This is a genomic window from Microbacterium sp. LWH10-1.2 (assembly GCF_038397765.1).
GTDB classification, from domain to species: domain Bacteria; phylum Actinomycetota; class Actinomycetes; order Actinomycetales; family Microbacteriaceae; genus Microbacterium; species Microbacterium natoriense.
On the sequence record NZ_CP151638.1, the window covers coordinates 2,254,473 to 2,267,932 of the forward strand.

Here is a 13,460-nt window from a genome sequence, read left to right on the forward strand (position 1 = left end):
CCCGCTCAGCCCTCGAGCGTCACCGTGCGGCGCGCCGGCAGCACGACGGGGTGCGACCCCGCCATCGTCTCCAGCACGCGGATCACCTGGCAGGAGTATCCGAACTCGTTGTCGTACCAGACGTAGAGGATCAGCGTGTCCTCGTCGGCGATCGTGGCGAGACCGTCGACGATCCCGGCGCGGTGCGAGCCCACGAAGTCGGTCGAGACCACCTCTGGCGACTCCACGTAGTCGATCTGCTGGCGCAGGCGCGAGTGCAGGGAGACGCGTCGGAGGTAGTCGTTGACCTGGTCCTTCGTGGCGGGGCGCGCGATCGTGAGGTGGAGCACCGCGAGCGACACGTCGGGGGTGGGAACGCGGATGGAGCTGCCCGTGAGCTTGCCCTCCAGCTGCGGCAGCGCCTTGGCGACGGCCTTCGCGGCCCCGGTCTCCGTGATGACCATGTTGAGCACCGCGGAGCGGCCTCGACGGTCGCCCTTGTGGAAGTTGTCGATGAGGTTCTGATCGTTCGTGAACGAGTGGACCGTCTCGACGTGCCCCTTGACCACGCCGTAGGCCTCGTCGATCGCGGCGAGCACCGGCGTGATCGCGTTGGTGGTGCAGGATGCGGCGGACAGGATGCGGTCCGCATCGTCGATGACGCCGTCGTTGATGCCGTGCACGATGTTCTTGAGCGGGCTCTTCCCCGGTGCGGTGAGCAGCACGCGTGCGACGCCCGTGGAGTTCAGGTGCTGCGAGAGACCGGCCTCGTCGCGCCAGCGTCCGGTGTTGTCGACGACGATCGCGTCGTGGATGCCGTACGCCGTGTAGTCGATGGCGCCGGGGTCGTCGGAGTAGATCACCTGGATGCGGGTGCCGTTGGCGATGATCTGCTCGGCCTCCTCATCCACGGTGACGGAGCCGGCGAACCGTCCGTGCACCGAGTCGTGCAGGAGCAGCGAGGCGCGCTTGACGAGGTCGTTCTCCGAACCGCGGCGCACGACGATGGCGCGCAGGCGGAGCCCGCTGCCGCCGCCGGTGTGGGCGATGAGGATGCGGGCGAGCAGGCGCCCGATGCGGCCGAAGCCGTACAGCACGACATCGGTGGGCTCTGCGGCGACGGCGCCGACCGCGGGGGCGAGCACCTCTTCGAGGTAGGCGCTGAGCTCCTGGCCGCTGTCCGCATGCCCCTCGGCGAGACGGGCGACGTCGAGGGAGGAGGCGCCGGGGGTCAGCGCGTGCACGGCCTCCAGCACGGCGAGCGTGTCGTCGAGGGCGAGCGGGGCGTGGCCGAGCCGCTCGACGCGGTCGTGCACCTCGACGATGCCCGTGGCCGAGAGCCCGAGCAGGCGGTGCCCGTGCAGAGACGTGATCACGTCGTGCTCGCGCTTGAGCGCGCCGATGAGGGGGATCATCCGCTCGGCGAGTTCTTCTCGGGCGGTCCAGTCGTCGCGCTGTGCGTCGGTCATCTGCATCCTTGCATCTGTGTGGGCGCGCCGAGGGGTCGCCGGCGCGCGGAATTGCCGGGTGAGCTTCGGGGGTGATACCAGGGTACGCGCCGCCGACACGCCCTCGCGAATCCTCTCGCGCTGCGGAATCTTTTCGTCTACGCTGGTGGAATAATGAGTACGACAGTCGCCGGCGACGACGCCGATCTGATCATCCGCGGTGGACGCATCCGCACCTTCGACGCTGCGGGCACGACGGCATCCGCCCTGGCCGTCCGCGGGGGACGCATCGTCGCGCTCGACGCAGATGCCGAGGCCCTGCGAGCCCCCTCGACCGTCGAGCTCGACGGCCGCACCGTCGTCCCCGGCATCAACGACGCCCACCTGCACGCCGCCTGGCTGGGAGCCCGCTGGCCGCACCTCTTCTTCTCCGACACGCCGCCGGAGCATCAGCCGTCCGGCACCCTCGTGTCGACCGCCGCCGAGCGCCGCGCCGCCCTGCGGCACGCGTGGAGCCTCCTCGCCGAGCTCGGCATCACGAGCTACACCGAGCCGGGCATCGGCCCCGGAGAGGACGACGGCGAGACCGGATGCTTCGGCACCGACATGCTCGACGCCTACGTCGCCCTGCACCGCGAGGGCGCGCAGACCTCACGGGTCACCCTGCTGCGGCTCTTCGGCACGATCGACGGCGAGAGCACGCTCGCGGACTTCGAACGCGGCATCCACTCCCCCGCGCCGGAGACCGACGCGCGATGGCTCTCGATCCCCGGCGTCAAGATCTTCGCCGACGGCATCCCCCCGATGGCCACCGCCTGGGTGTGCGAACCCTACGCCGACGGATCGACGGGCCACCTCCTCACCCGCGGCGACGACCCGCTCGCGGCCTTCCGCCGCATGATCGAGCTCGCGGCGGGCGGCGGCCTGCAGGTCGCCGTGCATGCCACGGGCGACCGCTCGATCGAGGAGTTCCTGCGCGTCCTCGAAGCGCTGCCCGCCCCGCCGAGGGCACCGCACTACGTCGTGCACGGCGATCTCGCGACGCACGATCAGATCGCGCGGCTGCGCGCCGTGGGGGCTGGTTTCGCCGTGCAGCCGATGATCGCCGCGCACACGCATGCCTGGGCGGGAGCCCAGCTGGGTCCCGAGCGCCTCGCCGCGGCGTGGCCGCTCGCCGAGATGCTGTCGTCGGGCGTGCTCACGACGATCACCAGCGACGCGCCCATCGCCTCCCCCGACTGGCGCCTCGGCCTCGACGCCGCGCTCGATCTGCTCGGCTCGGACGACATCGCGACCCGCACGGCGCTGCTGCGCCGGATGACGACGGATGCCGCACGCCAGGACGGCGCCGCCGAATGGAAGGGCTCCCTCGAACCGGGGAAGGTCGCCGACCTCACCGTCCTCGACGAGGATCCCCTCGAGCCCGGCCGCGCCTTCGCGTCGATCGGAGTCGCCAGGACCATCGTCGAAGGACGCACGGTCTTCGCGCGCGACTGAGGTCGTGCGCACCTCACCGCGTTTCGACTCGCTCCGCTCGCTCAACGACCCGCGAAAGCGATGACCGACGAACTCCCGCAGAGACGAAGACCGAGAAGCCCCGCGACTGAGGGCGCGCACCCCTCACCGCGTTTCGACTCGCTCCGCTCGCTCAACGACCCCCGCGAAGGAAGCCCGGCCGTTGAGCGAGGAGCGCAGCGACGAGACGACGCGCCAGCGACGACGACACCCGCCCCAGGAAAACGGCGGGCGACACGCTCTCGCGTGCCGCCCGCCTCTCTGATCCCCCTCGGACCAGCTCAGCTCCCCTCTCGGGGAAGATTCACACCGCGGTGGCGACGAGCACGCGCGGGCTGGCGGGGAGCGCGATCTTCTCGCGCACCTGCCATCCGGCATCCGTCAGCCATCCGCGCACCTCGGACTCGGGGTACACGACCGTGCCGTCGATCACGAGGTACTCGCCCGCGTGCAGCGCGTCGATGCCCCGCTGCTCGGCGTCGTCGTCGAGGAAGAAGTCCAGCACCGTCAGCGTCGCCCCCGTCCGCGCGGCGGCACGCAGGTTACGGAAGATCTGCGCGTTCTCCTCGGCGCTGAAGCGGTGGATCACGTGGTTCGCGAACACCGCGTCGTACTCGCCCTGCGGCGTCGCCGTCGCCGTGTCGCCGACCTCGACCACGGCCCGGTCGGCGACCCCCGCCTCCGCGATCGCCTCGGCGATGCCGCCCTCGAAACCGGGAGCATAGACGAACGTCGTGTGGAGCTCGGGGTTCTGCGCCATGACCGCGAGCGCGAAGCCGGCGGAGAGGCCGCCGAAGTCGAGGGCCTTCGCGGCTCCCGCGAGGTCGACCAGGCGGCCGAACTCCTGCGCGTGCAGCGCGTTGTAGGTCATCACGCCGGCCATGAACGTCGCCCAGCGCGCATCGTCCATCTGCAGGTCGCCCGGCTCGGTCGTGTCGACGGTGTGCGAGAACTGCAGCCAGTGCGGGTAGCTGATCTCGCCGAGGAACGTGAGGAAGGGCGCCAGGTCGATCGCCGAGTCCGCCCCGGTGAGGTAGGCCGCGGCATCCGGCGCCACGCCGTAGACCCCGTCGGCGCGCGTGAGCAGCCCCTTCGCGGCCATCGCGTCCGCGAGGATGCGGGCGATGCGCTCGCTCACGCCGCAACGCTCTGCGATCGCGGAGACCGTGTCGGCGCCGCCAGCGACGGCGGCGAAAAGTCCGATCCGGCTCGCCTCGAAGAGCTGCTTCGAGGCCATGTAGCCCGTCGCGATGTCCAGGATCCGTGCGGCGTCGGGGGTGTTCGTCATGGTGAGTGCCTTTCGTGAGGATGCGCAGGATGCGCTCAGGTGCAAGGAGTGTCTACAGTTGTAGGAATTTGAGGATGGGGAGAGCCCCGAACGCGAACCGCACGCGTCAGTCCGCGAGGAAATCGCGCACGGCGGCGCGGAACTCCGGCGCATGCAGTGCGGCGAGATGGTCGCCGGGCACCCGGACCGCATCGGCATCCGGCAGCAGCGCGGCGAGGTCGTCGATGCCCGCGGCCATGCCGTCCTCGGCGCCGCCGATCAGCAGGACGGGCTGCGTCGGGCCCCCGCTCGCGGGGGTGAAGGGCTCGGCGGCCAGCCCCTCGATCAGATCGAGCAGCTCACCGGCGCGATTGCCGGGGAGGGAGACCAAGTGCAGGATCATCCCGGTCAGCGGATCCGCCGGAGACGCTCCCCCGTCGAGGGCCGAACGCGCGGCCGCGAGATCCACCGAGGCGAAGGGCTCGCCAGCAGCGAGTCCGCCGAGCACGAGCCGTCGGACCCGCACGGACGGATGCCGCGCGAGATCCCACGCCAGCCGTGCCCCGAGCGAGTAGCCGACGAGATCGACCTCCTCCTCGCCCACCGCGGACGCGATGGCGTCGAGCACCCGTGACGTCGGCACCGTCCCCGACACCGGGCTGGAGCCGTGCGCCGGCAGATCGACGACGAGGGCCGGTCGGTCTCCGAGCACGCCCTGCCACTCGGCATCCGGCCAGTCCAGGGCTCCGGACGACGCGAGGCCGTGCAGGAACAACACAGGGCGACCAGAGCCGGGACGGCGGTGAACGGAAAGGGTAGGAGTCACGGCGCGCCGTCCTCTCGGATCAGGCGCGTCGCCGCCGTCGGAGCGGCGTGCGCTCCGACTAGCGCAACCGCGCCAGGAACTGGTCGATGTAGGCCTGGTAGTCGGCGACCCGGTCGCCGTCGGGGTACATGAGGTTGATGACGGTCGCGCCGACGGCGACCGAGATGTACTCGTTCGCCGCGGCCGTGTAGTCCTGCTCTCGGATCGCCCCCTCGTCGCGCGCCGCCTCCATGCGGGCGATCAACGAGGTGCGCCAGTTCGCGAGGTGGCTGCGGTACAGCTCCGCCAGGGACTCGTTCGACATCGCGTACTCCCACAGCGCGAGCAGCACCCGACCGGCCGCGATCTGCTCCGCATCCCGAGGGATCGTCGCCTCCAGCCACCCGCGCAGCGCGTCCTCCGCCGACGCCGACTCCGCGGTGTCCGCGGCCACGCCCTCGGCCATCTGCTGCAGGATCGTCTCGAACGTCGCCGCGACGATGCTCTCCTTGCCGGGGAAGTAGTGCTTCAGCGCCCCGTTCGCGAAGCCCGCCTCCGCGGCGATGCTGCGCATGGTGGCAGCCTCGAAGCCCCCCTTGAGGATGATGCTCTTCGCCACCTCGACGATGTCCCGCCGACGCTGGTCGTGATCGATGATCTTCGGCATGGCGTCCTTTCAGCCTGGTGCTACCGTACAGCCGCATCGCGCACCTCCCGGAGAGCCAGCCATCGGGCACGCCGTTCGCGCTGCGCGGCGGGGTCGGCGACCGGCGACGCCAGCCGCAGACGCTCGGAGTACGGATGCTGCGGGTGACGCGTGACCTGCTCGCCCTCGCCGATCTCCACGAGCTCGCCGCGGTACATCACGGCGACGCGGTGGCAGACGCGACGCACCACGCCGAGGTCGTGCGACACGAAGAGGTAGGCGACGCCCGTGTCGCGCTGCAGTTCTATGAACAGGTCGAGGATCGTCGCCTGGGTGGTGAGGTCGAGCGCGCTCACCGGCTCATCGCACACGATCAGCCGCGGGCCGCGCACGAGCGCCCTGGCGATCGCGACGCGCTGCCGCTGCCCGCCGGAGAACTCGCTCGGGTAGCGTTCCATCGCGGTGCTCGGCAGCCGCACGCGGTCGAGCATCTCGCGGACCTTCGCCGCCGCCCCGTTCGCGCCGATCCCGGTCGTGAGCAGGGGCTCGGCGAGGATGTCGCCGATCGTCATCGCCGGGTTGAGCGAGCCGTACGGGTCCTGGAAGACGACCTGGATGTCGTCGGCCAGCGCGCGGCGACTGCGCCCTCCGAGTCCGCCGATCTCGCGCCCGTCGAAGCGGATGCTCCCCGAGGTCACCGGGGCGAGCCCCAGGATCGCCTTGCCGAGCGTGGACTTGCCCGATCCGGACTCCCCCACCAGCCCTAGGCACTCCCCCGGAGCGATGTCGAGGGACACGCCGTGCAGGGCGCGGAAGGCGCTGCGCCCTCGGCCGTACTCGACGACGAGATCGTTCACTTCGAGCAGAGCGCTCATGCGGACACCTCCGGGGATCCGAATTTCGGACGCTTGCGGGAATCTCGGTCGATCCCGGCCGAACTCTCCGAGAAACGCGCGAGCGTCCGAATTCCGGAGGACGGATGCTGCGGAGTCATGCGGACACCTCCGTGATGCGTGCGGCGTCGAGCGCCGCGCGCCCCTCCGCGTCGTCGAGGGATGCGGCGATCAGCTCCCGCGTGTACTCCTCGGCCGGATGCGCGAACAGATCGTCGACCTGACCGGACTCGACGATGTCACCCCCGCGCATCACGATCACCCGATCGCAGATGTCGGCGACGACACCGAAGTTGTGGGTCACGATCAGCAGCGCCATGCCGTACTCGGCCTGCAGTTCACGCAGCAGCTCGAGCACCTCTGCCTGCACCGTCACGTCGAGCGCGGTGGTCGGCTCGTCGGCCACGAGGAGCGAGGGCTTGCCCGCGATCGCGCCGGCGATGAGCACGCGCTGCGCCATGCCACCGGAGACCTGATGCGGATAGCTGCGCATGACCCGGTCGGGATCGGTGAGGCCGACCCTGATGAGCATGGCCCTGGCCCGCTCCTTCGCCGCCGCCCTGCTCAGTCCGTGCGTGCGACGCAGCGGCTCGACGAGCTGGTGGCCGATCGTGTACGAGGGGTCGAGGTTGCTCATCGGCTCCTGCGGCACGTAGCCGATCTCGCGGCCGAGCAGCGCCTGACGCTGTGTCGCCGTCGCATGACTGACGTCCTCGCCGCCGATCCAGATCGCATCGGCCTCCGCCCGACCGGTCGACGGCAGCAGGTCCAGCACGGAGAACACCGTCTGCGACTTGCCCGAGCCGGACTCGCCGACGATCCCGACGACCTCGCCGGGGGCGACGTCGAGCGTCACGCCGTGCACGACCTCGGTCTCGCCGGTCGGCGTCGCGTGCACGACGCGCAGGTTCTCGACGCGCAGCGCGGAGTCGGCCGCCTGGTGACGTGCGGTTCCGGTGGCCGGCGTGGAGGGGCGCGCCGCGGCATCCGCTCTGCGCCTCGCCACCCGGGGGGTGCGGACCTGCACGAGCTCGGCGAGCGTCGATCCCATGATCGCGAGCACCGCGATCGTCACGCCGAGCGCCGTCGACGGCCACAGCAGCATGAGCGGATAGGTGAGCATGAGACGGAAGCCCTCGAGCATCATGGCTCCCCAGCTGGGGACGTTCGAGTCGCCGATGCCGAGGAACTGCAGGCCTGCCTGCATGCCCATCGCGATGCCCGCGGTCAGGGCGGTCTGGATGATGACGGGCGGGTACACGGCCTTGATCACGTGGCGGAAGATGATGCGCCCGTCGGAGAGGCCGGAGACTCTGGCCGCGTCGATGCAGGTCTCCCCGCGCACGGCGAGGGTCTGCGACCGCGAGATGCGGAAGTAGCCGGGCACCATGAAGACGCCGACCGTCGCCATCAGGACCTCGAAGTTGTTGCGGCTGCCCGCGGCCACGACGAGGAGGATGATCATGCCGGGGATCGACTGCAGCGCATCGCTGATCCACGTCGCCACCCGGTCGAGCACGCCGCCGAAGTAGCCGGCGGCGACACCCGACGGCACGCCGATCACGAGGGCGACGACGATCGTGATGAGCGCGCCCCAGATCGTGGTGCGGGTTCCGTAGATCAGCCGACTCAGGATGTCGCGGCCGGTGGAGTCCCCGCCGAGCAGGTGCTCCGGCCCGGGGGGCGCCTTGGCCGCGGCGAGGTCGACGAGGTTCGGGTCCATCGGCGCGAGCAGCGGCGCGAACACGCCGACGAGCACGATGAGGAGGAAGATCGCGAGCGGGATCCAGCCGCCCGGATGCCTCAGGAAGCGGCGGAACAGGCTCGACCGGCGCTTCTGGGCGGCGCGGTCGAACGCCACGCGGATGTCGGTCGTTGTCATGCGACGCGCACCTTCGGGTTGATCCAGCCGAGCACGAGGTCGAGCAGGAGGTTGATCAGGATGACGAAGACGATCGAGATGACCGTGATGCCGAGGAGCATCGGGATGTCGCCGTTCTGCGAGGACTGGTTGGTGAGCTGACCGAGTCCGGGAAGGCTGAAGATCTGCTCGACGACGATCGCCCCCGAGAGCAGGCCGACGAACATGAGCGCGATGACGGTGAGCGCCGACGGAGAGGCGTTGCGCAGGATGTGCAGGTTCACCCGCGCCGGCGAGAGTCCGCGGCTGCGGAGCGTGCGCACCCAGTCCTGGCGGGTCTGGGCGATCACCGCGTTGCGCAGCTGCTCGGACACCGCGACGATGCCGCCCAGGGCGAGCGAGATCGCGGGGAGCGTGATGGACCGCAGCCACCCGTCGACCGACTGGGTCGGCGTCACGTAGCCCACGGCAGGGAACCACTTCAACTGCACGGCGAACCACATCACCAGCACGAGGCTGATCCAGAATCCGGGGAGGGCGAAGAGGACGACCGAGACGCCCTTGATGACCCGGTCGAACCAGGTGCCAGGACGGAGACCCGTGATCATGCCGAACACGACGCCGACGACCGCGGTGATCAGGGTCGCGAAGGTCACGACCGACAGGGTCACCGGGACCTTGATGGCCAGCTGCGCGCCGACCGGCTGGAAGTTGCGCCAGGAGGTGCCGAAGTCGAGCAGCACCGCGTGCGACAGCCAGTCCCAGAACTGCACGAGCAGGGGCCGGTCCAGGCCGATCTTCTGCGCAAGCGCCTCCTGCTGCGCCGGGCTCGCCGTGGTGCCGAGCAGGGCGGCGGTGGGATCGCTGATCGCCAGGTGGGCGAGGAAGAACGTGCCGATCGACACCGCGACCAGCAGCAGGATGCCTGACAGCACGCGCTTCGCCGTGAACAGGAGCATGGGGACCTCTCGGGAGTCGGAGGGGGATCGATCGGCATCCGGTCGTTGAGCGACGAGCGCAGCGAGGAGACGAAACGCTGCTCGCCCTCGATCGCTCAACGACCGGGCATGAGGGCGTCAGCCCTTGGTGATGTACCGCAGCGTCGGGAACATCATCCCGACGACCGGCTGGAGCGTGATGCCGGGGGCGCTGTAGTACGTGTTGTTCGCCTGGTACCAGACCGACCACCACGCCTGGTCGACCAGGCCCTTGTTCAGTTCCTCGACCGCGGCGGTCTGGGCGTCGCCGCGCTCCGTCTGCACCTTCTCCACGAGGGGCGCGAGCACCTCGTTGTCGGCGTAGTCCGGTGCGGGGTTGAACCACTGCACGCTGGTCACCTGGCGGGCCACGGTGGCGAGCTGGTTGCCGTCCATCGCGAGGAACGAGATGAACATCGGGTAGTTCGGGGCGTTCAGCTGGTAATCCGGCATCTGCATGTTGTCCCACGTGACCTTCACGCCGAGCTCGGTGAGAGCCTGCTCCGCCGCAGGCTTCCACTGCTCGAAGATCGGCGACATCGGCATCGAGATCGAGAAGCCGTCGGGGTAGCCCGCGTCGGCGAGGAGAGCCTTCGCCTTGTCCATGTCGTACGCGTAGGTGTCGTTGAGCGCGGGGTCGTTGATGTCTCCGCCGTCGGGGAACACCTGGTTCGTCGCGACCCCGGCACCGCTGCCGACGGCTCCGAGGATCGCAGCGCCGTCGAACGCGTAGTTGAGCGCCTGGCGGACCTCTAGCGTGCCGAGGGGCTCGCTCTTGGCGCCGGTGTGATCGGTGATCACGAGGCCGGCCCAGCCGGACACACGGGATGCCGTGTTCCAGCCCTGCTCGTCGGCCTGCGCCTGGTTCGCGACGTCGCCGTACTGCACGTTGATCTGACCGCTCAGCATCGCGTTGTGACGAGCGGTGGCGTCCATGATCGGGAAGATCGCGAGCTCGGAGAACGGGTAGGTCTTGGCGTCCCAGTGGTCGGCCACCTTCGTGAAGTGGTACTCGGCCCCGGCGACGCTCGTCGTGCTGTCGAGCGTGTACGGTCCCGATCCGACGGGCTCCTTGCCTAGCGTGCCGGCGTCGATCGCGGCCGGCGATGCCACGTAGCTCCGCCCGAGTCCCATGAAGTAGAGGATCGTGTCGTCGCGCTGGGTGAGGTTGATCGTGAGGGTGTCGTCGTCGACCTTCTCGAAGGAGGCGACGTTGACGTAGGCCTCCCCCGATCTCGCGCCCGCCTTGAGGTAGTCGAGGCTCTTGATGACGGCTTCCACGTCCACCGGGGTGCCGTCGCTGAACGTCGCGTCCGTGCGGATGTCGAGGTCGATGCTCATGTCGTCGTCGGCGACGGTCCAGTCGGTGGCGAGCGACGGGATCGGGTTCCCGTCGGCGTCGAGGGCGATGAGGGCGTCGTAGACGGCGGACAGGTAGGGGCCGTCGAAGCCGATGTCGGCCAGCGACGGATCCCACGAGGTGACATCGAGGAAGTTCCCGATGTTCAGCGCGTCTGGTCCGGCGGCGCCGCTGTCGCCGGACGGTGCGGGGGAGGTTCCGCCGCTGCAGCTGGTGAGCGCGATGGTCGCGGCCACGGCCGCGGCGAGCGCGAGGGGCAGTCGTTTCATGGTTCCTTCTCTCGGGTGCAGGGAGTGGTGAAGAAGGTACGAAGGGCCTCTGGCCGGGGAGCCGGATGCGACGCCACTTCGATGTGTCGTGCTGGTTAGTCTACATGCGTGGAAAAAGAGCGCAAGGGGCGATTTCGCGACGCGGGCGCCCTGACATGTCGCCGGGCGCGCCAGGCTTGCCCAGGAGCGCAGGAGTTCATCTGCCGGACAGGGAATCGTGCGAGCATCCCCCGCGTTCCTCCCCACGAACCCTCCACGAAAGGCACTCGATGACAGACCGCCCCCGGCCGTCGGCCTGGCCGCCGCTCCTCCTCGCGATCGCCCTCGAGGTGACGGCGACGCTCTCGCTGCGCGCCGCCGAGGGGTTCGCGCACCCTCTGTGGCTGATCCTGGTCGTCATCGGATACTCCGGGTCGCTCTGGCTGCTGTCGGTCGTCCTCGATCGAGGGATGCCGGTCGGCGTCGCCTACGGCATCTGGTCGGCGATCGGCGTCGTGCTGACCGCCGTCCTGGGCGCCGTCCTGTTCGGCGAACTGCTCGGCCCCGTGCAGATCGTCGGCGTCGGCGTGATCGTGGCCGGAGTGCTGCTCGTGGAGCTCGGCTCTCGCGCCGGCCACACGGCGGAGGTCTCGTCGTGACCTGGGTGCTGCTCGCGCTCGCGATCGCCAGCGAGGTCACCGCGACCCTGAGCCTCCGCGCCTCGGAGGGCCTGCGGCGCAAGCGCTGGATCCCCGTGATCGTCGTCGGATACCTCGCCGCGTTCAGCCTCCTCGGCGCGATCCTCGCGATGGGCATGCCCGTCGGCGTCGCCTACGGCGTATGGGCCGCGGCGGGGGTCGCCGTCACCGCCGTCCTCGGCCGCGTGATCTTCAAGGACCACTTCTCGCTCCTGATGGGAATCGGCGTCGCCCTGATCGCGATCGGCGTGGGGCTGATCGAGTTCGGCGGAGGACACTGACGTCTCGGAGGGCGATTCCGGCGGTCTCCTGATTGAATGAACCTGAACACAAACCGGCAGGAGAGGAGCCACGACGTGGGCACGTGGGGACCAGGGAACTTCGAAGACGACACCGCCGCCGATGGACTGGGCGAGATCACCGACGACCTCATCGCGAAGATCTCGGAGCAGTTCGCCGATGAGGATGATGACACCGCACTGGAGCCGGACGAGTGGGGAGGGAGCATGGTGCCCGCCTGGCTGGAGCTCCTGACGGACCTGGGCTCCGCCGGACGCGTGGGGGCCACGTTCCCCGCCAGCACGACGATCGAGACCTGGCGCGACCGCTACCTGCGCGTCTGGGACGAGTACATCGACGAACTGGATCCCGACGAGGACTACCGGGTCGACAGGCTGCGCGTCCTCACCTCCACCTTCGAGCGCGCACTCGCCCTCGCCCACAAGCGCGAGGCGTAGCCCCCTCTCACCAGGCCCCGTCTGCGCGCACCTCGCGATCGACCCAGCAGTCCGCGAGCGCCGCACGCACCTCGGGTCCGTGGTCGCGCACGAGGGCGAGGGCCGCGTGGTTCTGCTCGAGCTGCTCGACGCGCGAGGCGCCGAAGAGCACGTTCGCGGTCGCGGGGTTCGACAGACAGAACGCGGTGCCGAGGGCGGAGGGGGTGACCCCGAAGTCCGCCGCGACCCGCGCGACCTCGGGATAGACGGCGGCGATCCGCTCACGGATGCCGCCGACGTCTGCGCCGATCTTGCGCTGCGGAGTACGACCGGTGGCGAGGATCCCGCCCTCGAACACGTCGGACGCCTGCAGCGTGAGCGTGCCGTCGGCGAAGAGCGGCCCGTAGGCGTCACCCTCGGCCATCGCCCGACGCGCGATGCCGTACTTGAGCTGCGCGAACACGGGCCCGGCGAGCCCCTGGGCCGCGGCGTCGGCGAGGGCCTGGCGCGTGTGCTCGATGCGCCAGTTGTTGATGCCCCATGAGCCGACGAGCCCCTGATCGATGAGCTCGTTCACGTCGGCGACGAGGCGCGGGACGTCGGGGGCGTCCAGGTAATCCCCCACCACGAGGGTGTCGAAGCGGTCGAGACCCGCCCTGTCGAGCGACTCGGCGAGCTGCGCGCGGAAGCCCTGGTTCGGCCAATCCCACAGCCACAGCTTTCCGCACAACACGATGTCGGAGCGATCCATGCCACTCTCCCGCAGCGCCCGCCCGAACAGGACGTCGGTCGTCGAGTTCTCCGCGTGCGGACCCATGTTGTAGTACGCGACGTCGAAGAAGCCGGCGTCGAGCTCGACGGCTCGGCCGATCAGCTCGACCGCCTCGGCCTGCGGCATCCTGTCCCAGGTGTTCCACGATCCGAGGGCGAGCGGGGGCACCGGCGCTCCCCCGCGCTGCAGCGGCATGCGGGGATATGTCGGAATGGGCATGAAGGCTCCTTCGGCGTGCACGACTCGGGGTTGTGTTTTTCTATGTTTGTAGAATA

The 13,460-nt window shown here is 69.8% G+C and carries 13 protein-coding genes; 4 read left to right on the plus strand and 9 right to left on the minus strand.

Going from position 1 to position 13,460, the window contains the following annotated elements; all coding sequences use genetic code 11:
• Positions 1-5: 5 nt before the first annotated feature.
• The gene (locus tag MRBLWH10_RS10800) at positions 6-1,454 is read right to left on the minus strand and encodes a glyceraldehyde-3-phosphate dehydrogenase (protein WP_105676119.1); all 1,449 of its coding nucleotides are present in this window, start codon (positions 1,452-1,454) and stop codon (positions 6-8) included.
• Positions 1,455-1,601: 147 nt separating this feature from the next.
• Between MRBLWH10_RS10800 and MRBLWH10_RS10805 the strand changes: the two genes are divergently transcribed.
• Positions 1,602-2,924 carry an amidohydrolase family protein gene (locus MRBLWH10_RS10805; RefSeq protein WP_341939856.1) on the plus strand — a complete coding sequence of 441 codons (1,323 nt, stop codon included), beginning with the start codon at positions 1,602-1,604 and terminating at the stop codon, positions 2,922-2,924.
• A 322-nt stretch (positions 2,925-3,246) separates the two neighbouring features.
• On the opposite strand, the gene MRBLWH10_RS10810 is transcribed toward MRBLWH10_RS10805, so the two are convergent.
• The 7 genes from MRBLWH10_RS10810 to MRBLWH10_RS10840 all read right to left on the minus strand — a co-directional run bounded on the left by MRBLWH10_RS10810 (position 3,247) and on the right by MRBLWH10_RS10840 (position 11,020).
• Complete coding sequence (locus tag MRBLWH10_RS10810) at positions 3,247-4,230, minus strand: methyltransferase dimerization domain-containing protein (RefSeq protein ID WP_341939857.1); 984 nt, start codon at positions 4,228-4,230, stop codon at positions 3,247-3,249.
• A gap of 106 nt (positions 4,231-4,336) precedes the next feature.
• A complete protein-coding gene (locus MRBLWH10_RS10815) occupies positions 4,337-4,987 on the minus strand; it encodes an alpha/beta fold hydrolase (protein WP_341939859.1) in 651 nt (216 codons plus the stop codon).
• A 106-nt stretch (positions 4,988-5,093) separates the two neighbouring features.
• Positions 5,094-5,681, minus strand: a complete 588-nt coding sequence (locus tag MRBLWH10_RS10820; protein WP_105676111.1) for a TetR/AcrR family transcriptional regulator — start codon at positions 5,679-5,681, stop codon at positions 5,094-5,096.
• A gap of 20 nt (positions 5,682-5,701) precedes the next feature.
• Positions 5,702-6,535, minus strand: a complete 834-nt coding sequence (locus MRBLWH10_RS10825; RefSeq protein WP_341939860.1) for an ATP-binding cassette domain-containing protein — start codon at positions 6,533-6,535, stop codon at positions 5,702-5,704.
• A gap of 115 nt (positions 6,536-6,650) precedes the next feature.
• Positions 6,651-8,435: a dipeptide/oligopeptide/nickel ABC transporter permease/ATP-binding protein gene (locus MRBLWH10_RS10830; RefSeq protein ID WP_341939861.1), complete on the minus strand. Its 1,785-nt coding sequence runs from the start codon at positions 8,433-8,435 to the stop codon at positions 6,651-6,653.
• Positions 8,432-9,373, minus strand: a complete 942-nt coding sequence (locus MRBLWH10_RS10835) for an ABC transporter permease (RefSeq protein WP_105676105.1) — start codon at positions 9,371-9,373, stop codon at positions 8,432-8,434. Before MRBLWH10_RS10835 ends, MRBLWH10_RS10830 begins: the two co-directional genes overlap by 4 nt.
• A gap of 117 nt (positions 9,374-9,490) precedes the next feature.
• The gene (locus tag MRBLWH10_RS10840) at positions 9,491-11,020 is read right to left on the minus strand and encodes an ABC transporter substrate-binding protein (RefSeq protein ID WP_341939862.1); all 1,530 of its coding nucleotides are present in this window, start codon (positions 11,018-11,020) and stop codon (positions 9,491-9,493) included.
• Between the two features lie 269 nt (positions 11,021-11,289).
• Between MRBLWH10_RS10840 and MRBLWH10_RS10845 the strand changes: the two genes are divergently transcribed.
• Genes MRBLWH10_RS10845 through MRBLWH10_RS10855 form a run of 3 tightly spaced genes read left to right on the plus strand, consistent with a single transcriptional unit; the run spans position 11,290 to position 12,434 of the window.
• Positions 11,290-11,658 carry a multidrug efflux SMR transporter gene (locus MRBLWH10_RS10845; protein ID WP_341939863.1) on the plus strand — a complete coding sequence of 123 codons (369 nt, stop codon included), beginning with the start codon at positions 11,290-11,292 and terminating at the stop codon, positions 11,656-11,658.
• Positions 11,655-11,978 (plus strand): SMR family transporter, encoded by a 324-nt coding sequence (locus MRBLWH10_RS10850; RefSeq protein WP_105676101.1) that lies wholly within the window; start codon positions 11,655-11,657, stop codon positions 11,976-11,978. Before MRBLWH10_RS10845 ends, MRBLWH10_RS10850 begins: the two co-directional genes overlap by 4 nt.
• Positions 11,979-12,014: 36 nt before the next feature.
• Positions 12,015-12,434 carry a DUF4259 domain-containing protein gene (locus tag MRBLWH10_RS10855; RefSeq protein WP_341939864.1) on the plus strand — a complete coding sequence of 140 codons (420 nt, stop codon included), beginning with the start codon at positions 12,015-12,017 and terminating at the stop codon, positions 12,432-12,434.
• 7 nt (positions 12,435-12,441) lie between these two features.
• Here MRBLWH10_RS10855 and MRBLWH10_RS10860 read toward each other — a convergent pair whose 3' ends face one another.
• Positions 12,442-13,404 (minus strand): aldo/keto reductase, encoded by a 963-nt coding sequence (locus MRBLWH10_RS10860; RefSeq protein ID WP_341939865.1) that lies wholly within the window; start codon positions 13,402-13,404, stop codon positions 12,442-12,444.
• Between the last annotated feature and the right edge of the window lie 56 nt (positions 13,405-13,460).